General features: G+C 73.7%; 18 protein-coding genes. 12 read left to right on the forward strand and 6 right to left on the reverse strand.

Annotated features, from left to right (window positions below; genetic code table 11):
* From O2W17_RS13475 to glfT1, 6 genes are all read left to right on the forward strand, one after another.
* The coding region (locus tag O2W17_RS13475) for an LGFP repeat-containing protein (protein ID WP_442864578.1) at positions 1 to 572 on the forward strand (572 nt) is incomplete at its 5' end.
* A gap of 61 nt (positions 573 to 633) precedes the next feature.
* Entirely contained in the window at positions 634 to 1,086 is a 453-nt protein-coding gene (locus O2W17_RS13480; protein ID WP_269192930.1) for a hypothetical protein, read from the forward strand.
* Positions 1,083 to 3,524 carry an LGFP repeat-containing protein gene (locus O2W17_RS13485; RefSeq protein ID WP_269192931.1) on the forward strand — a complete coding sequence of 814 codons (2,442 nt, stop codon included), beginning with the start codon at positions 1,083 to 1,085 and terminating at the stop codon, positions 3,522 to 3,524. Before O2W17_RS13480 ends, O2W17_RS13485 begins: the two co-directional genes overlap by 4 nt.
* A gap of 70 nt (positions 3,525 to 3,594) precedes the next feature.
* Positions 3,595 to 4,431: a galactan export ABC transporter permease subunit Wzm/RfbD gene (wzm, locus tag O2W17_RS13490; RefSeq protein ID WP_269192932.1), complete on the forward strand. Its 837-nt coding sequence runs from the start codon at positions 3,595 to 3,597 to the stop codon at positions 4,429 to 4,431.
* A gap of 32 nt (positions 4,432 to 4,463) precedes the next feature.
* Entirely contained in the window at positions 4,464 to 5,234 is a 771-nt protein-coding gene (wzt, locus tag O2W17_RS13495; protein WP_269192933.1) for a galactan export ABC transporter ATP-binding subunit Wzt/RfbE, read from the forward strand.
* Entirely contained in the window at positions 5,231 to 6,148 is a 918-nt protein-coding gene (gene glfT1, locus O2W17_RS13500) for a galactofuranosyltransferase GlfT1 (RefSeq protein WP_269192934.1), read from the forward strand. The genes wzt and glfT1 overlap by 4 nt, the downstream gene beginning before the upstream one ends.
* A gap of 89 nt (positions 6,149 to 6,237) precedes the next feature.
* On the opposite strand, the gene O2W17_RS13505 is transcribed toward glfT1, so the two are convergent.
* Genes O2W17_RS13505 through glf form a run of 3 tightly spaced genes read right to left on the reverse strand, consistent with a single transcriptional unit; the run spans position 6,238 to position 10,012 of the window.
* Positions 6,238 to 7,143, reverse strand: a complete 906-nt coding sequence (locus tag O2W17_RS13505; protein WP_269192935.1) for a glycosyltransferase family 2 protein — start codon at positions 7,141 to 7,143, stop codon at positions 6,238 to 6,240.
* Entirely contained in the window at positions 7,140 to 8,768 is a 1,629-nt protein-coding gene (locus tag O2W17_RS13510; RefSeq protein ID WP_269192936.1) for a glycosyltransferase, read from the reverse strand. Before O2W17_RS13510 ends, O2W17_RS13505 begins: the two co-directional genes overlap by 4 nt.
* 56 nt (positions 8,769 to 8,824) lie before the next feature.
* Positions 8,825 to 10,012, reverse strand: coding sequence for a UDP-galactopyranose mutase (gene glf / locus O2W17_RS13515; protein ID WP_269192937.1), 1,188 nt, complete (start codon positions 10,010 to 10,012; stop codon positions 8,825 to 8,827).
* A 145-nt stretch (positions 10,013 to 10,157) separates the two neighbouring features.
* Here glf and O2W17_RS13520 point away from each other — a divergent pair, with 145 nt between their 5' ends.
* The 4 genes from O2W17_RS13520 (at position 10,158) to O2W17_RS13535 (ending at position 13,967) form a co-directional block, all read left to right on the forward strand.
* Entirely contained in the window at positions 10,158 to 11,099 is a 942-nt protein-coding gene (locus tag O2W17_RS13520; protein ID WP_269192938.1) for a glycosyltransferase family 2 protein, read from the forward strand.
* Between the two features lies 1 nt (position 11,100).
* The gene (locus tag O2W17_RS13525; protein ID WP_269192939.1) at positions 11,101 to 12,201 is read left to right on the forward strand and encodes a mannose-1-phosphate guanylyltransferase; all 1,101 of its coding nucleotides are present in this window, start codon (positions 11,101 to 11,103) and stop codon (positions 12,199 to 12,201) included.
* Between the two features lie 22 nt (positions 12,202 to 12,223).
* The gene (locus O2W17_RS13530; protein ID WP_269192940.1) at positions 12,224 to 12,994 is read left to right on the forward strand and encodes an SDR family NAD(P)-dependent oxidoreductase; all 771 of its coding nucleotides are present in this window, start codon (positions 12,224 to 12,226) and stop codon (positions 12,992 to 12,994) included.
* Positions 12,995 to 13,070: 76 nt separating this feature from the next.
* Positions 13,071 to 13,967, forward strand: a complete 897-nt coding sequence (locus O2W17_RS13535; RefSeq protein ID WP_269192941.1) for a DNA-3-methyladenine glycosylase family protein — start codon at positions 13,071 to 13,073, stop codon at positions 13,965 to 13,967.
* Positions 13,968 to 13,974: 7 nt separating this feature from the next.
* On the opposite strand, the gene rfbA is transcribed toward O2W17_RS13535, so the two are convergent.
* The 3 genes from rfbA to cofD are packed head-to-tail and all read right to left on the reverse strand — an operon-like array spanning position 13,975 to position 16,872.
* Positions 13,975 to 14,841 carry a glucose-1-phosphate thymidylyltransferase RfbA gene (gene rfbA, locus O2W17_RS13540; protein WP_269192942.1) on the reverse strand — a complete coding sequence of 289 codons (867 nt, stop codon included), beginning with the start codon at positions 14,839 to 14,841 and terminating at the stop codon, positions 13,975 to 13,977.
* Between the two features lie 29 nt (positions 14,842 to 14,870).
* On the reverse strand, positions 14,871 to 15,932 hold the full coding sequence (locus O2W17_RS13545) for a coenzyme F420-0:L-glutamate ligase (protein ID WP_269192943.1): 1,062 nt from the start codon (positions 15,930 to 15,932) through the stop codon (positions 14,871 to 14,873).
* Positions 15,925 to 16,872, reverse strand: a complete 948-nt coding sequence (gene cofD, locus O2W17_RS13550) for a 2-phospho-L-lactate transferase (RefSeq protein ID WP_269192944.1) — start codon at positions 16,870 to 16,872, stop codon at positions 15,925 to 15,927. The genes O2W17_RS13545 and cofD overlap by 8 nt, the downstream gene beginning before the upstream one ends.
* Before the next feature lie 393 nt (positions 16,873 to 17,265).
* Between cofD and O2W17_RS22210 the strand changes: the two genes are divergently transcribed.
* A complete protein-coding gene (locus O2W17_RS22210) occupies positions 17,266 to 17,496 on the forward strand; it encodes a WhiB family transcriptional regulator (RefSeq protein ID WP_331254309.1) in 231 nt (76 codons plus the stop codon).
* 59 nt (positions 17,497 to 17,555) lie between these two features.
* Positions 17,556 to 18,359: a GNAT family N-acetyltransferase gene (locus O2W17_RS13560; RefSeq protein WP_269192946.1), complete on the forward strand. Its 804-nt coding sequence runs from the start codon at positions 17,556 to 17,558 to the stop codon at positions 18,357 to 18,359.
* Positions 18,360 to 18,365: the final 6 nt, after the last annotated feature.

Genomic DNA, 18,365 nt, shown 5'->3' on the forward strand with positions numbered 1-18,365 from the left:
CGACGCGGAACGAGACCAACGTCCGGGGCGGCACGTTCAGCCTGTTCCAGGGCGGCGCCGTCTACTGGTCGCCGGCCACCGGCGCGCACTACGTCAAGGGCGCGATCTACGACACCTGGGCGCGGAGCGGGTACGAGGGCGGGTTCCTCGGGTTCCCGACGCGGAACGAGACCAACGTCCGGGGCGGCACGTTCAGCCTGTTCCAGGGCGGCGCCGTCTACTGGTCGCCGGCCTCGGGAGCGCACTACGTCAAGGGTGCGATCTACGACCGCTGGGCCCTCAGCGGCTACGAGACCGGCATGCTCGGCTTCCCGACCAGCGACGAGACGAACACCACGGGTGGGACGTCCAGCCGGTTCACCGGCGGGTCCATCTACTGGTCGCCGGCCACCGGCGCCCGGGCGGTGACCGGCGCGACGTACACGACGTACCTGAGCATCGGCGCCGAGCGCGGGGCGCTCGGCTTCCCGACCTCGGAGGCACAGGCGTACTCCGGGGGCACGCGCACCGAGTTCCAGCGCGGGTCCATCACGGTGGACGCGCTCGGCCGGGCCACGGTCACCACCCGCTGACCGGTCCGTCGGGCGCCCGGACGGGCGGCCGCGGATCGATCTGGAGAGGACAGGCACACCCATGCGCAGCACGAGCAGGTCCCGGTACGGCGGACGTCGGCTCGTCGTCGCCGCCGCGGTCCTGGCCGGTGTCCTGGTCGCGGCGGTCGTGCTGCTGGTGGTCCGCGACCGCGGCTCCGACACGCCGGTGGCCTTCGGCGATGCCGAGCGCCTCCCCGCGGCCGTGGAGGTGGTGGTGACCGCTGCCGGATGGACCCCGGGGTCCGGCGCCGAGGTCGCCGGCTACGTCAGCGGGATCGTGGAGTCCGGAGGGGAGTGCACGGCCACGCTGGAGCGGGACGACGTCCGGGTCGAGGTGTCCCGGCCGGCGACGGCCGACGCGACCACGACGGCCTGCGGCTGGCTGGAGATCAACGATGCACAGGTAACCTCAGGTACATGGACGGCAACTCTCAGTTATCGCTCGTCCACGACCGCGGCGGTGTCGGACGAGACGTCCCTGGACGTCCCGTGATTCGGCCCGTCTCTCCGGCCCTGGGCCGGGTCCTCGCCACCCTGCTGGCCGCCGTCGTCGCCTGCCCGCTGCTGGTGGTCGGCCCCGCGCCGGTCGCCGCTGCCGCCGACGCCCGGCAGTACCCGGCCGGCAACATCATCTCCGACGCGTTGTTCTACGACGGCGGCAGCATGGACGTCGGCCAGGTGCAGACCTTCCTCGACCAGAAGGGCGCCAACTGCACCCCGGCGCCGGATGGCACCCCGTGCCTGAAGGACTACCGGCAGGACACCGGCACCCGCGCCGCGGACGCCTACTGCGCCGCCTACCAGGGCGCCCCCGCCGAGACGGCGGCGCAGATCCTGGTCAAGGCCGGCCGCGCGTGCGGGATCAACCCCCGCGTGCTGCTGGTGATGCTGCAGAAGGAGCAGTCCCTGGTGACCATGCGGGGCGGCGCCACCAAGCTGCCCGACGGTCGCTACAGCCTCAACCCGCGGCGGTACGAAGAGGCGCTGGGGTTCGGCTGCCCGGACACCGCGCCCTGCGACCCGTCGTACAAGGGCCTGTCGCTGCAGGTCTACAGCGCCGCGCGGAAGTTCCGCGTCTACGCCGCCCATCCCGACAACTACAACCACAAGGCGGGCCGGACGCAGGCCGTCCGGTTCCACCCCACGGCCGCGTGCGGCTCCTCGCAGGTCTACATCCAGAACGTGGCGACCGCCGGCCTCTACAACTACACGCCCTACCAGCCCAACGCCGCGGCGCTGGCCGCCGGCTACTCCGCCGGTGACGGGTGCTCCGCGTACGGGAACCGCAACTTCTGGCTCTACTACACCGACTGGTTCGGGTCGACGCAGAGCCCCGGCGGCGCGGCGCTCGCCGACAAGTGGGCGTCGATGGGCGGGGCCACCGGCATCCTCGGCGACGCCACGTCCACGGCGAACTGCACCCTGGTGCGCGGCGGCTGCTACCAGCTGTTCCGCAACGGCGGTCTGTACTGGTCACCCGGGACCGGCGCCCACTTCGTCAAGGGCGACATCTGGACGCAGTGGGCCCGGACCGGGTACGAGGGCGGCTTCCTGGGCTACCCGACCAGGGACGAGACCGACGTGCCCGGCGGGACCTACAGCACCTTCGAGGGCGGCGCGTTCTACTGGTCACCGGCCACCGGCACGCACTACGTCAAGGGCGACATCTGGACCGAGTGGGCGCGGACCGGTTACGAGGCCGGCCCGCTGGGCTTCCCGAAGACCGACGAGGTGCACGTGCCCGGCGGCGCGTACAGCGAGTTCACCGGCGGGCGCGTCTACTGGTCGCCGGCCGGCGGGGCGCACGCCCTGACCGGCGCCTTCCACGACCGCTGGATGCAGCTCGGCGGGTACGCGGGCGTGCTCGGTTTCCCGCACTCGCGGGAGCGGTCCACCGGGACGGGCAGCTACGTCGCGTTCGCCGGGGGTGCGCTCTACCGCTCCGCAGGCACCGGCCTGCACTTCGTGAAGGGCGCGATCCAGCAGCGCTGGGCGCGCTCGGGGTACGAAGGCGGTCCGCTGGGCTACCCGGTGGCGGACGAGCAGAGCGTGCCCGGCGGCACCTACAGCCTGTTCGAGCGGGGCGGCATCTACTGGTCACCGGCGACCGGGGCCCGCGCCCTCACCGCTGAGCTCGCCCGCGAGTACGCCGCGCGGGGCGGTGCGACCGGAGCGCTCGGCTTCCCGGCCACCGACCAGGCGGCCACCGCGACGCGGGGTGCGGTCGCGCACTTCCAGGGTGGCTCCCTCTACTGGTCGTCGTCGACCGGTGCGCACGCCGCCTCCGGGCCCACCTACCGGGCCTTCGCGGCTGCTGGGTGGGAGAACGGGCCGCTGGGCTACCCGACCGCGGACGCGGTCGAGCTGCCCGGGGGCGCCGGCACGGTCACCACCTTCCAGCGCGGCTCGATCCTCTGGTCGCCGGCGACCGGGGCGCACGCGGTCACCGGCGCCATCGAGTCGACGTGGCTCCGGTGGGGAGGCGCGACGGGCGACCTGGGCCTCCCGGGTACCGACGTCACGTCCCTCCCGCGGGGCACCGACGGCCGGGTGCAGCACTTCCAGGGCGGCTCGATCTACTCCTCCCGCGAGACCGGCACGGCCGTGGTCAAGGGCGCCATCTACCGCGCCTGGGCGGCGACCGGCTGGGAGCAGGGCTTCCTCGGCTTCCCGCTGTCCGACGAGAGGCACGTGCCGAACGGCGCCTACAACGTGTTCCAGGGCGGGGCGGTCTACTGGTCACCGACGACCGGCGCGCATGCCATCCGCGGCGCCTTCTACGACGCCTGGGCGGTGAACGGGTACGAGGGCGGCCGGCTGGGCTTCCCGGCCAGCGGTGAGTACACGACCGGCCGTGGCCGGCAGATGGACTTCGAGCGCGGCACCGTTCTGGTCACGACGGGTGGGCAGGTTGTGGTCACCGTGTCGTGAGGGGTACGGGGGCGTCCGTCACAACCGTGCCTGCGGGCCCGGCGGGGGCGGCGCAGGTAGCGTCGACCGCGTGACTGCAGCAACGACCGTGCCCGACTCCCCCATGCGGAAGACGCTGGCGGACTTGTCGGGGGGCTGGCGGCAACGCGAGCTCTGGGGGCACCTGGGCTGGCAGGACATCCGCCAGCGCTACCGGCGCTCGGTGCTCGGCCCGGTCTGGATCACGATCAGCATGGCCGTCACCGCCGTGGCGCTCGGCATCCTCTACGCGGGGCTGTTCGGCGTCCCGCTGGAGACGCTGCTGCCGCACGTCCTCGTGGGCTTCATCGTCTGGGCCTTCATCAGCGGCTGCATCAACGAGGGCTCCGAGGTGTTCATCGCCAACGAGGGGCTGATCAAGCACCTGCCCTCACCGATCAGCGTGCACGTGTACCGGCTGGTCTGGCGCCACATCCTGTTCTTCGCGCACAACCTCATCGTCTACGCGGTGATGCTGATCGTGTTCCCGCAGCCGCTCAAGTGGACGGCGCTGGCGGCGATCCCCGCCGTCCTGCTGCTGATGGTCAACGGGGCCTGGGTGGCGCTCCTGGCCGGGATCGTGAGCACGCGCTTCCGCGACCTCACGCCGATCACCCAGAGCATCGTCCAGCTCATGTTCTTCCTGACGCCGATCGTCTGGATCTACGACGACCTGATCAACAGCCCCAATCCGGCGGTCGCCGAGCGGGCCCGGCTCGCCGAGTTCAACCCGTTCCTCCACTTCGTGGAGATCGTCCGTGCCCCGATGCTGGGCAACGACCAGCTGGTGCGGCACTGGGTGGTGGTCCTCGTGATCACCGTCGTGGGCTGGATCCTGACCCTCGTGGTGATGCGCCGGTACCGGGCACGCGTCGCCTACTGGGTCTGACCCGGCCGGCAGAGAGAAAGAGGCACATCTTCATGGTCAGCATCACGACGCGCGACGCGTCGGTCGACTTCCCCATCTTCGACGCGAAGAGCAGATCGCTGAAGAAGGCCGTGCTGGGGGTCGTCGGCGGCAACATCAGCAGCGACACCAAGGTGCCCATCATCGAGGCGCTCCGCGACATCAACGTGGACCTCCAGCACGGCGCGCGCGTCGGCCTGGTGGGGCACAACGGCGCCGGCAAGTCGACGCTGCTGCGACTGCTCGCCGGGATCTACGAGCCCACCCGCGGCACAGCCGTGGTGGAGGGCCGCGTCGCCCCGGTCTTCGACCTGGGCGTCGGGATGGACCCGGAGATCTCCGGCTACGAGAACATCATGATCCGCGGGCTGTTCCTCGGCATGACGCGGAAGCAGATGGAGAAGCGGGTCGACGACATCGCCGACTTCACCGAGCTCGGCGACTTCCTGTCGATGCCGCTGCGCACCTACTCCACGGGCATGCGCGTCCGGTTGGCGCTCGGCGTCGTGACCAGCATCGACCCCGAGATCCTGCTGCTGGACGAGGGCATCGGCGCCGTCGACGCGGCTTTCCTGGAGAAGGCGCGCGACCGCCTCAGCGACCTGGTCGACCGCGCCGGGCTGCTGGTGTTCGCCTCGCACTCCGACGAGTTCCTCAAGCGGCTGTGCACCAGCGCCATCTGGATGGAGCACGGCCAGATCAAGCAGCAGGGCCCGCTGAAGGCCGTCCTGCGGGCGTACAAGGGTCCGGAGGCGGTCCTCGACGAGGGGCACGGTGCTGCGTGACCGCGGTGCCGCCGGCCGCTGACGAGCTCGTCGTCGCCGTCGTCGTCACCCGCGACCGCGCCGAGCTCCTCCGGCAGAGCCTGCGGGCCATCGCGGCGCAGAGCCGCCCGGTCGGGGCGATCGTCGTCGTCGACAACGGGGCCGACGCCGAGACCGAGGCGGTGGTCGGGGCCTGCGATGTGCGGACCGTCTACCTGCCCTCGCGCACCAACCTCGGCGGTGCCGGTGGGTTCGCGCTGGGGCTGCTGACCGCGCTCTCCCTGGGCGCCGACTGGGTCTGGTGCGCGGACGACGACGGCCGGCCGGGAAGCCGGGACGTCCTGGAGATCCTGCTGGAGGAGGCCGGCCGCCGGGAGCTCGCCGAGGTGTCGCCCGCGGTCGTCGACGAGGCGGACCCGCGGCGGCTGGCGTTCCCGCTGCGCCGCGGGCTGCGCTGGTCCGGCACGGTCGACGCCTTCGGGCCCGACGAGTTCCTGCCGTCGTACGCGTCGCTGTTCAACGGCGCGCTCTTCCGCGCCTCGGCGTTCCGGGCCATCGGGGTGCCGGACCTGCGGCTGTTCCTGCGCGGCGACGAGACGGAGATCCATCGGCGGCTGCAGCGCTCCGGGCTGCGTTTCGGCACCACCCTGCGCGCCGCGTACCTGCACCCCCAGGGGGGCGACGAGTTCGTCCCGATCCTGGGCGGCCGGCTGTCGGCCCAGTACCCGGGTGACGAGGTCAAGCGCTTCTTCACCTACCGCAACCGCGGCTACCTCATGGCCCAGCCGGGCATGCGCTGGCTGTTCCCGCTCGAGCTCGTCCGGTTCGGCTACTTCTTCCTCAGCCGGCGGGACGTCCGCGGCCTGCGCGACTGGCTGGCGCTCACGCGCGCCGGGCGCCGGGAGCGGTTCGCCATGCCCGGACGGGGCAGCTGAGCCACCGCTCGCACCGGCGCCCGGAAAGACGGACGGAGCCCCTCCCCGGCCGGGGAGGGGCTCCGTCCGGTGCTACCGGTCGGCCCGCGTCAGAGCACCGTGCGCGGGAACGCCGGCTTCGGGTCGAAGCGCACGCCCTCGATGAACTTCTTCGCCAGCCGGCGACGCAGCCGCCACGGCACGTTGCCGCCCTTGAGACCGGTGTAGAGCCGCTGCGCGAACCGCAGGGCGGCGAACGGGTCCTCGTGGTGCCAGCGGTAGGACGCCTCGTTGCGGACGCCGTAGGTGAACTTCCACAAGTTGGCGTCGTTCACGTCGCCGAAGTTCACGCCGCGGTTGACGGCCAGGTCGTGGGTGACCGTGCTGCTCAGCACCTGGATGCCGGGGCCCGCGGCGGTGATCCGACGGGTGTACTCCTGGTCGTCGAACCAGATGAAGTACTCGGACAGCGGCAGGCCGAACTGCGTGAGCACCCAGCGCGGGAACATCACCGACACGAACGAGCAGGAGTTCACCAGCACGCTCTGCTCGCCGCGGGCCAGGAGCTTGCCCCAGTCCCAGGTCGGCTCGGGGTTGTTCATCTCGCAGACGTCGCCGTTGGTCCAGCGCACGACCGAGCAGGAGAACGGCAGCCGCATGCCCATGCTCGCCTCGGCCGCGGCCTGCCCGTCCAGCAGGTTCCGCAGCGCGTCGGAGTCGGCGTAGCAGTCGTCGTCCATGATCCAGATGTAGTCGGCGCCGCGCTCGTAGGCGACCGACATGCCGTGCGCGAAGCCACCGGCGCCGCCGGTGTTCTCGGTCAGCCGCTCGATGTGGACGGTGGCACGGTCCTGGTAGGCGTCGAGCACGACGCCGGTGTCGTCGGTGGACGCGTTGTCCACGACGATGATCTGGTCGGCCGGCCGGTTCTGGCTCAGGACCTGCTCGATCACCTTGCCGAGCTTGTCAGCCCGGTTGTAGGTGACGATGACGGCGGCCACGTTGGTCTGGGTCACGAAGCCCACCTTTCGTAGAGCTCCCGGGTCCAGTCCCGGGCGCGGGGCAGAGCGGCGAAGGCGGCGACCTGCTGGCGCTGCCGGGCCAGCAGTGCGGCGGCCCGGTCCGGGTCCTCCAGCAGGCTGGTGATGGTGGTCTCGGCGTCCTTCAGGAACGCGAGGGGAGCGCGCGGCAGCACCAGCTCGGGCACGACCACGGAGGCCTGGGACCCGACGTCGGCGCTGACCACGAGCGCGCCGTGGGCGTCGGCCTCGAAGGAGGTCAGCGTGACCCCCTCGTTGTCGGAGCTGATGACCAGGACGTCGGCCTCCTCGAGCGTCCGGGAGACGGGCCGGTCCGCGCCGCGGAGTTCCACGACGCCGTCCAGCCGCAGCCGCGACAGGTCGGCGCGCACCTCGGCGGCGAGCTCGCCGTCGCCGTGCATCACGAAGCGGACCCGGTCGCCGAGGCTGTCGCGCAGCCGCGCGGCCAGCCGCAGGAACAGGTAGGGACGCTTCTGCTGGGTGAACCGGCCCACGAAGGCGACCGTGATCGGGTCGCCGGCCTTCCGGGTGGGCGCGGGGGCCGGCCCTGCCGCCACCGCCGACGCGTCGACAGTGAGGTCGGCCAGCGTCGCCAGCTGGACCTTCTCCCGCGGGAGCCCCTGCCGGTCGACCAGGTAGTCGCGGAGCTGGGGGGAGATGACGTGGTGGGCGTCCATGACGTTGGACAGCCGCAGTGCGATGTCGACGAAGCCGCCGGTGCGCCACTCGAGCACGTGCAGCGAGTCGACGAGCTCGGTCCCGGGGTACTGCGCCTTGATCCACGGCAGGCGCTGGTAGAGCCAGCTGCAGTGGTGGATGTGCACCCCGCGGATGTCGAACCGCTCGAACAGCTGGCTCAGGACACGCGACTCCTGCGGCCCGCTCATCGGGTGGGTGAGCGGGATGACCAGGGCGTCGTCGAACGTGGGGCGGACGATGTCGGGGTGCCCGGAGGGCCGGTCGCTGAGGACGATCGGCAGCAACCCCGACTCGCGGGCCAGGTTGATCGTCTCGGCGGCCCACTTCTCGGCGCCGCCGAGCTCCAGCCAGTGCAGCCCGAAGAGGACGGCCTTCGTGGAGCCGCGCGAGGAGCCGACGCTCGTGTCGTGCAGCCGGCCCACCCGCGGGATCGGCTGGGACATCCGCCGGTTCTCCAGGCGGTCGGTCCGGTGCTGGCGGAGGGCGTCGAAGGCGACCGGCGCGCGGCGGCGCACGGCGTCCCGGGCCGCGTGGACGCGACCGGGGGGCTGCTCGTTGCGCATCAGCGCCTGGGGCGACCCGCCGAGGTCGAGCACCACGTCGACGACGCCCGTGGGCGACACCGGGTGGCCGGTCGCGTGGGCCTCGATCGTCCCCACCACGGTGCGGTCGTCGGGCCACTCGATCGTCGAGGTGCGGTGGTCGGTCAGTGAGGGGAAGTGCCTGCCCTCGGTCCGGAGGACCGTGGCGCGGATCCGCTCGCCCGGCCGGGAGAGGCAGTGGAAGGCGAGTGCCCCGTCGAGCAGCCGGGCCTCCCGCTTGGAGAGCCCGGAGAACCAGTCGGGCTCGTGCAGGATCTCGAACACCCGGTGGGCACCGGTCTGGTCGTGCGGATCGGTCACCGGTTGCGCTCCTCGGCACGTCGGCCGCCGGAGAGGGGGGCGGTCGTCATCTGCGGTCAGTCCTCCAGGCGGCCGTCGAGCGACTCGCCCTGGTCGAAGAAGGGTCGGATGCGGTTGTCGAACATGCTCAGCGCCGAGCCGATGGCCATGTGCATGTCCAGGTACTTGTAGGTGCCCAGACGCCCGCCGAAGAGGACGCGCTTCTCCTCGGCCTCGCGCGTGGCCAGCTCCCGGTACCGCTCCAGCTTGGCGCGGTCCTCCGGGGTGTTGATCGGGTAGTACGGCTCGTCGCCGCTCTCGGCGAAGCGCGAGTACTCGCGCACGACGACGGTCTTGTCGGTCGGGTAGTCCCGCTCCGGGTGGAAGTGCCGGAACTCGTGGATGCGGGTGAAGGGGACGTCCTCGTCCGCGTAGTTCATGACCGAGGTGCCCTGGAAGTCCCCGATCGGGAGGACCTCGGTCTCGAAGTCCAGGGTCCGCCAGCCGAGCTCTCCGGCCTCGTAGCCGAAGTACTTGTCGATCGGCCCGGTGAAGACCGTGGGCACGTCCGAGGGCAGCTCGTCCCGCACGTCGAAGTAGTCCGTGGACAGCCGCACCTCGATGTTGGGGTGGTCGGCCATCCGCTGCAGCCACGCGGTGTAGCCGTCCTTCGGCAGACCCTCGTAGGTGTCGTTGAAGTACCGGTTGTCGAACGTGTAGCGCACCGGCAGCCGCGCGATGACCGCGGCCGGCAGCTCGGTCGGCTCGGTCTGCCACTGCTTCTTCGTGTAGCCCCGGATGAACGCCTCGTAGAGCGGTCGGCCGATCAGCGAGATCGCCTTCTCCTCGAGGTTCTGCGCCTCGGCGGTGTCGATCTCGCCGGCCTGCTCGGCGACCAGTTCGCGCGCCTCGGTGGGGGAGAAGCTCCTGTCGAAGTACTGGCAGATCGTCGCCAGGTTGATCGGCAGGGAGTAGGTCTTGCCCGCGTAGACGGAGTAGACCTTGTGCTGGTACTTCGTGAACTCGGTGAACCGGTTGACGTACTGCCAGACCCGTTCGTTGGACGTGTGGAACAGGTGCGCGCCGTACACGTGCACCTCGATGCCGGTCTCCGGCTCGGGTGCCGAGTAGGCGTTCCCACCGATGTGGTCGCGGCGGTCGAGGACGAGCACCCGCTTGCCGAGCTCCGTCGCGACGCGCTCGGCGACGGTCAGGCCGAAGAAGCCCGAGCCGACGACGACGAGGTCAGGTCCTGAGGCAGTCACGGGCGCCGACGGTACCTGTCACCGGGTGCCCGCACGACCACCGCGCGGGTTCGTCGGCGCGTGGCGACCCGTTCCGTCACATCAACCTCAGCGGTTACCCATGGGACCCTCCGCGCGGTGGTGCGGCACTGCCTAGGGTTCGGTCGTGGACACTCCGACCGACTCCCCACCGCTGCGCGTCGTCGCGGTGACCTACTCGCCCGGTGCGGCTCTGGAGAGCTTCGTCGACTCGCTGGCGCAGGCCACGGTCCGGCCGGTGGACGTCGTCCTCGCCGACAACGGCTCCACCGACGGCGTCCCGGAGCGGTCCGCCGCCCGGCACCCGCACGTCCGGGTGCTGCCGACCGGCGGGAACATCGGGTACGGCGCGGCGGCCAACGCCGGCCTGGCCGACCTGCGGACCGGGCGGGCGCTGATCGCCAACCCCGACCTCCGCTTCTCCCCGGGGTCGGTGGACGAGCTGCTCGCCGCCGCCGACCGCTGGCCCCGGGCGGCCACGCTCGGGCCGGCGATCATGACGCCGCAGGGGGAGCTGTACCCCTCGGCCCGCGACCTGCCCCGGTTGTCGACCGGCGCCGGTCACGCGCTGCTGGGCTGGGCGTGGCCGGGCAACCCGTGGACGGCGCGGTACCGGCGGGAGCGGGAGGCGCCGCGGGAGCGTCCGGCCGGCTGGCTGAGCGGCTCGTGCCTGCTGGTCGACCTGGAGGCGTTCTGGTCGGTCGGCGGCTTCGACCCCGGCTACTTCATGTACTTCGAGGACGTCGACCTCGCCGAGCGGCTGACCCGCCGCGGCTACCTGCACGTGTACGTCCCCACCGCCGTCGTGGAGCACGAGGGCGGGCACGCCACCCGGCGGGAGCCGCACCGGATGCAGCGGGTGCACCACACCAGCGCGCTGCGGTACCTCTCCGGCCAGTACCAGGGGCGCCGGAACGCACCTCTCCGGGGCGCCTTCCGCGCCGGGCTGGGCGGGCGGATGCTGCTCTCGTACGTCAGCGGGCGGGTGGCCGCCGGTGCCCGGTTCCAGCGGCGGGCCAGGGAGCTGGCCGCGGTGCCCGACCCGACCGGCACCGGACGGGAGGGCTGACGTGCGCCACGCGGTGATCATGGCCGGCGGCTCCGGCACACGGCTGTGGCCGCTGTCGCGCGCCGGCCGGCCCAAGCAGCTGCTCGACGTGGTCGCCGGCGGGGACGGCGCCCCGCACAGCCTGCTCGCCGAGGCCTGGGACCGGCTGCGCGCGGTGCTGCCCGCCGAGGGCATCTGGGTCTGCACCGCGGCCCGCTACGCCGACCAGGTCCGCGCCGCCCTGCCGGAGCTGCGCCCCGACCGGCTGGTGCTCGAGCCGGTGGCCCGGGACACCGCCAACGCCGTCGGCCTCACCGCGGCGCTGGTCGCCGACGTCGACCCCGACGCCGAGCTGGCCGTGGTCAGCGCCGACCACGTCATCCGGCCGGTCGCCCGCTTCGCCGACGCGCTGCGCGCCGCGTACGACGCCCTCGCCGACCGCCCCCGCTCGCTGATCACCCTGGGCATCACCCCCACCTCGCCGGCCACCGGGTTCGGCTACGTGCAGCGCGGCGCGCCCACCGGCCGGCCCGGCGTGGCCGAGGCCGCCTCGTTCCGGGAGAAGCCCGACCGGGCCACCGCCGAGCGGTACCTGGCGTCGGGGGAGTACCTGTGGAACTCCGGCATGTTCGTGTGGCGGGCCCGCACCGTGCTGGACGCGCTCGCCGACCACCTGCCCGCCTCGGCCGAGGGGCTGACCCGCATCACCGCCGTCCCGGCCGGGCCGCAGCGGGACGCCGTCCTGGCGGAGGTGTTCCCGACCCTGCCGAAGATCAGCGTCGACTACGCCGTCCTCGAGCCGGCCGCCACCGAGCCGGGCCGGGTGCTCGTCGTCGACCTGGACGTGGACTGGCTGGACGTCGGGTCCTGGCCGGCGCTGGCGCACACCCTGGTCGGCGACGGTGCGGGCAACGCCGTCCACGGGCTCGCGGTCGTGCTCGACGGCTCGGGCAACATCGTGTTCAGCGACGACCCCGACCACCTGGTCGCGCTCGTCGGGGTCCGCGACAGCGTGGTGGTGCACACCGCCGACGTCACGATGGTCTGCCCGGTCGGCGAGGCGGAGCGGGTCAAGCAGCTGCTCGCCGCCGTGGCGGAGCGGCACGGGTCCCGTTTCGGGTGAACCGGCTGGATAGCCTCCGGGCATGAAGAGCTTCGACGTCGCAGCCGTGGTCTCCGGAGGAGCCTCCGGGCTCGGCGAGGCGACCACCCGAGCCCTGGCCGCCCGCGGGGCCGCCGTCACGATCCTGGACCTCCAGGAGGAGAAGGGCGCCGCACTGGCCGCCGAGCTCGGCGGGCACACCACGTTCGTGCGCACCGACGTCACCGACGAGGCATCGGTGCAGGCCGCGATCGCCGAGGCGGCCGGCAAGGACCGCCCCCTTCGCGTGGCGATCAACTGCGCCGGCATCGGCTGGGCCCAGCGCACGGTCGGCCGCGACGGGCAGCCGCACGACCTCGGTGCCTTCACCCGCACGGTCACGGTGAACCTGGTGGGCACCTTCAACGTGCTCCGGCTGGCCGCCGCGGCGATGGCGACCACCGAGCCGGCCGAGGACGGCGAGCGCGGCGTCGTGGTGAACACCGCCTCGATCGCCGCCTACGACGGCCAGATCGGCCAGGTCGCCTACGCCGCCTCCAAGGGCGGCATCGTGGGCATGACGCTGCCCGCCGCCCGCGACCTCTCCAGCGTCGGCGTGCGGGTCTGCACGATCGCGCCGGGTCTGGTGGACACGCCGCTGCTGGGCGGGTTGCCCGAGGAGGCGCGGCAGGCGCTCTCGGCGGGCATACCCTTCCCCAAGCGGCTCGGACGTCCCGACGACTTCGCCCAGCTGGCGCTGGCCGTCGTCGAGCACGGCTACCTCAACGGCGAGGTCATCCGGATGGACGGCGCGCTGCGCATGGCCCCCCGCTGACCTTTTCCGGGAGCACCTCCTGAGCACGAGCACGACCACACCGGGCACCCGGGCCGCCGACCACGCGACGTCGTGGGTGCCCGGGTGGGACCTGGACCTGGACCTGGCCCGGGCGCTGGCGCCGCACCGGCGGGGATCGGCCGATCCCGCGATGTGCGTCTCCGACGGCGCGCTGTGGCGGACGACGAGCACCGCGGACGGCCCGGCGACCGTGCGGATCACCCGGCAGTCCGGGGCGGTCCGGATCGAGGCGTGGGGCCCCGGGGCGGGGTGCGCCGGCGCCGCGGTGCCCGGCTGGCTCGGCGCCGACGACCGGCCGGAGGAGTTCCGCCCCGGGGACGCCCACCCGCTGGTGACCGAGCTGCACCGCACCCACCCGGGGCTTCGGCTGGGGCGCACCGGTCGGGCCTGGGACGCGCTCCTGCCCGCCGTCCTGGAGCAGAAGGTGACGACGGCGGAGGCCTACCGGGTCTTCCGCGAGCTGTGCCGCCTCGCGGGGGAGCCTGCACCCGGGCCCGCGCCCGCGGGCATGCGGGTCGTCCCGTCGGCGCGCCGGGTGCTGGAGGTCACGGACTGGGAGTGGCACCGGTGCGGGCTCGACGGCGCCCGCCGGCGCGCGCTGCGCGCGGTGGCCACCGTGGCCCACCGGCTCGAGCCCGGCGAGGACTGCGACTCCGCGGTGCTGCAGCGGCGGCTCTGCTCGATCCCCGGCATCGGGGTGTGGACCGCGGCCGAGGTCGTGCAGCGGGCGTGCGGCGACCCCGACGCGGTCAGCGTCGGCGACTACCACCTGAAGAACACCGTGGGCTTCGCGCTCACCGGGCGCCGGGACACCGACGACGCCGGGATGCTGGAGCTGCTCGAGCCGTGGCGCGGGCACCGGCAGCGCGTGGTGCGGCTGATCCTCGCCGGCGGCCCGCGCCGGCCGCGCCGCGGACCGCGCTTCGCCCCGGTCGACAACCGGCGGATCTGACGCCGCCTCAGCGGTCGGTGAGCAGGCCGAGCAGATAGTCGCCGTAGCCGCTCTTGCCCAGCGGCCCGGCCGCGCGCACCAGGCCGTCGTCGTCCAGCCAGCCGTTGCGCCAGGCGACCTCCTCGATGCAGCCGATCTTCAGGCCCTGGCGCTCCTCGACCACGGAGACGAACTCCGTGGCCTGGCGCAGCGAGGCGAACGTCCCGGTATCCAGCCACGCGGTGCCCCGGTCCAGGGCGGTGACGGTGAGCCGGCCCTGCCGCAGGTAGTGCTCGTTGACCGCGGTGATCTCCAGCTCGCCGCGGGCGCTGGGCGTGATGCCGCGCGCCACCTCGACGACGTCGCCGGCGTAGAAGTACAGCCCGGGCACCGCGTAGGAGCTCTTCGGGGTGGCCGGCTTCTCCTCGATGGAGATGACCCGGCCGTCCGCGTCGAACTCCACGACGCCGTAGTCGCGCGGGTTGGCCACGTGGTAGGCGAAGACGTGCCCGCCGTCGGGCTCGGGCAGCCGGGAGAGGGCGGTGCCCAGCCCCGCGCCGTAGAAGATGTTGTCGCCGAGCACCAGGGCCGCGGCCTCGCCGCCGAGGAATTCGGCCGCGATGAGGAACGCCTGCGCCAGCCCCTCGGGCCGCGGCTGGACGGCGTAGTCGATCCGCATCCCGAGCCGGCTGCCGTCGCCGAGCAGGTGCTGGAAGGCGGCGCTGTCGCCGGGGGTGGTGATGACCAGCACCTCGCGGACGCCGGCCATCATCAGCGTGGAGAGCGGGTAGTAGATCATCGGTTTGTCGTAGACCGGCATGAGCTGCTTGCTCACGGCCTGCGTGATGGGGAACAGACGGCTCCCCGTGCCACCGGCCAGGATGATCCCGCGCATGATCGGCGACCCTACCGATGCCGGGCGGCTCAGGACCCCGGTCGGCCGAGCCACAGCCTCCCGACGAGTGAGGTGCCGCCGGCGGTGGCGACCGGCTCCCAGCGGGTGGCCCAGCCCTCCGCGTGCAGCTGCACGATCGCCGCGCCGACCAGCGCCCCGGCGTTGAGCGCGCTCGTCGTCGTCACCGCGTCGGGCAGGTGGACGTCGACGACGCCGTCCCCCTCGCCCCCGTGCCGCAGCACCACGGGGAACTCCGGCAGCGCCGTGCTGGCCACCCGGAACGCCGCGGCCGCCGCCTCCCGCTCCCCGCGGCGCGGCACCAGACCGGCCGCGGGCGCCCGGGAGCCGACCAGGTCCCGCGTGCCGTAGGGGAACAGGTCGTCGGCCGGCAGGCGCACCAGCGGCCGGGTGCCGTCGTCGGCGTCCTCCGCCGGGCGCCGCGGCGGCAGGCCCCGCACGACCGCGACCGGGACGCCGGCCAGCTTGCCCTTCACCAGGTCGGCCGCCGACGCCAGCTCGTCGACCACCGCCACCCGGGTCGTCTCCAGCCGGTTGCCGTGCGCGTCGACCGCGCCGCGGTGGTCGTCGAGGGCCGCGATGCCGGCCGAGCCGACCGCGACGTCGGTGAGCCCCTCACGCCAGGTGCGGCCGAAGGTGTCGCTCACCACCACGGCGACGTCCACCCCGGCCAGCTCCCGCAGCCGCGTGCGCAGCCGGCGGGCGGAGGCGTCGCCGTCCTCGGGCAGCAGGACGAGGGTGTCGGAGGCGACGTTGGAGGCGTCGATGCCCGCCGCGGCCACCACCCAGCCCTGCGGCGTCTGCACGATCTTCAGCGGCCCCCGGCGGGCCACCGTGCGCACCGTCTCGCCGTCGATCGCCCGCTGCCGGGCGGCCTCCCGGTCGGTGCCGGGCGCGATCCGCACCAGGCGGCCCTCGACCTTGGAGACCACCTTGGAGGTGACGACGACGACGTCGTCGTCGGCCAGCCAGGGCGCGGCGGCCGCGACGGCCGCGGCCAGGTCGTCCCCGGGGCCGAACTCCGGCAGCCCGGCGACGGGCAGCACCGAGAGGCCGGCCGGGAGCTCAGGCACCGGCGTCGAGCGCGGCGCGGGCCATCGCGGTCGTGGCCTCGGGGGAGGACATGAGCAGCGGCACCCGGCGCACGTCCACCCCGGGGACCTCGGCGGCGTCGTCCTCGGCCACCAGCCAGGCGTCGAGCAGCCCGCCGTCGGCGCGGGCGCCGTAGTGCCGGCCGACGCCCTGGGCGCTCACCTCGATGCCGAGCACCGGCAGGCAGCGGTCGGCCATCCCGCGCACGACGGCGCCGCCGACGATCGGGGAGACGCCCACGATCCGGGCGGGGGAGGCGAGCAGCGCGTCGCGCACGCCGGGCACGCCCAGGATCGTCCCGATCGACACCACCGGGTTCGACGGGGCCAGCAGGACCGCGTCGGCGGCGGCGAACGCCTCGACGACGCCCGGCGCCGGGCGCGCGGAGTCCACGCCCACCTGCACGAACGCCGACGCGTCGAGAGCGGCCCGGTGGCGCACCCACCACTCCTGGAAGTGGATGGCGCGCGGGCGGCCGTCGTCGGGATCGGCGACCACGACGTGCGTCTCGACCCGCTGGTCGCTCATGGGGAGCACGGTGACGCCGGGCTGCCAGCGGTCGGCCAGCGCCGCGGTCACCTGGGAGAGCGGGTAGCCGGCGTCGAGCATCCGGGTCCGGATCAGGTGGGTGGCGAGGTCGCGGTCGCCCAGGCCGAACCACGCCGGGTCGGCGCCGTAGGCGGCCAGCTCCTCCTTGACCGTCCACGACTCCGCGGCCCGGCCCCAGCCGCGCTCCTCGTCGATGCCGCCGCCGAGGGTGTAGACGACCGTGTCGAGGTCCGGGCAGATGCGCAGCCCGTGCATCGTCACGTCGTCGCCGGTGTTGACCACGGCCGTGATCTCCGCACCGGGGGCCGCCGCGCGGACACCGCGCAGGAATCGAGCCCCTCCGGTCCCACCAGCCAGCACGACGATCTGCACGAAACGCATCGTGCCGGATGAGCACTTGTGCACTGTTCGCCGGGCGTGTCGAGGGGTGCCACGAGATCTGACAAACCGGTGGGACGGATGGGGCCCGTGTGGCGTGTCGCTTACACCGGGCGAAGTTGACGGCCGGGCAACGACACGCGTGTAATTCCGGCGGTGTCAACGAGTGCTGAGCGGCCCGGGAACCTCCTGCCGGCCGCGCACCGGGACGAGAGCGAGAGGGGACGCACCGTCATGGCTGAGGTGTCGTGGTTGAGCGATTACGTGAACGGTTCCGAGCGGTCGGCCGACCGTCTGGGGGCCGCCGGCCACGGCACGGGTCAGGGTGCGGGACAGGCCGGGGGCCAGGGCACCGGGCAGCCGTTCGTCGGCTTCCTCGGGTTCGGCCTGGAGCCCGACGCGCAGTCGTGGCAGGAGCAGGCGCTGTGCGCCGAGACCGACCCGGAGGCGTTCTTCCCGGAGAAGGGCGGCTCCACCCGCGAGGCGAAGAAGATCTGCACCGGCTGCGAGGTCAAGGCCGAGTGCCTCGAGTACGCGCTGGCCAACGACGAGCGCTTCGGCATCTGGGGCGGCCTCTCCGAGCGCGAGCGGCGCCGGCTGCGCCGTCGCGCCGTCTAGCCGGACCCCACCCCCGGCCGCCGACCACCCCGGGCGGCGGCTGTGGTTCGGTTCAGGGCGTGGTCGCCCGTGTCACCGTCGGTCGCGCACGGGTGGTGCGCGAGGTCCGGGCCGCCGAGCCCCTCGCGGTCGCGATCGCGGCACCGCTGACGGCCCGCGCACCGTGGCTGACCGCCGTGCTCGACGACGGCGCCGCGCGGCGCACTCTCGCCCGCCCCGCGGCCGTCGTCGTGGACGGTGCGCCCGACGAGCCGCCGCGGGCCGCGGCCTTCCTCTCGCTGCGCCGCCGGGGACCGCGCACCGTCGTCTCCCTGCTCGGGCAGGACCGCCCGCCGCTGCCGCCCGGCCGCCCCACCGCACGGCTGCTGGCCCGGGACGAGGCGGCCGCCGGGACGCTCGCGGCGGGCGTGCTGGACCTCCTGGGCTCGCTGCGCGGCCCCTGGACGCTGCGCCTGACCGGCCTGCCCCTCGGCGACCCCACGGCGCGCGCCCTGGCCGCGGCGCTGCCCACGGCGGTGCTGGCCAACGCCCGCAGCACCCGGCTGGTCGACGCGCTGGCCGACCTCGGCCCCGTCGAGCGCAGCACCGGGCAGCAGTTCCTGGAAGGCCGGCTGCCCGGGCTGCTGGCCGCCGAGCGCGACCGCCGGTCGCGGGCCTTCCTGCGCGCCGCGGCCCGGCTGCACGCGGCCGTCGGCCGCGTCGAGGTCGCCGTGGTGACCGACGGGGACCGGGTGCGGGCCGGCCTGCTCACCCTGCTGGACGGCGCCGACCGCTGGCCGTGGTGGGGGTTCGGCGGGGTGGGTGCCGAGCAAGGCGCCCCGGTCGTGTCCCTGTCGGCGCCGGCGCGCCGCTGGCCCCGCTGAGGCCGG

Source organism: Blastococcus sp. VKM Ac-2987 (genome assembly GCF_026967805.1).
GTDB lineage: Bacteria > Actinomycetota > Actinomycetes > Mycobacteriales > Geodermatophilaceae > Blastococcus.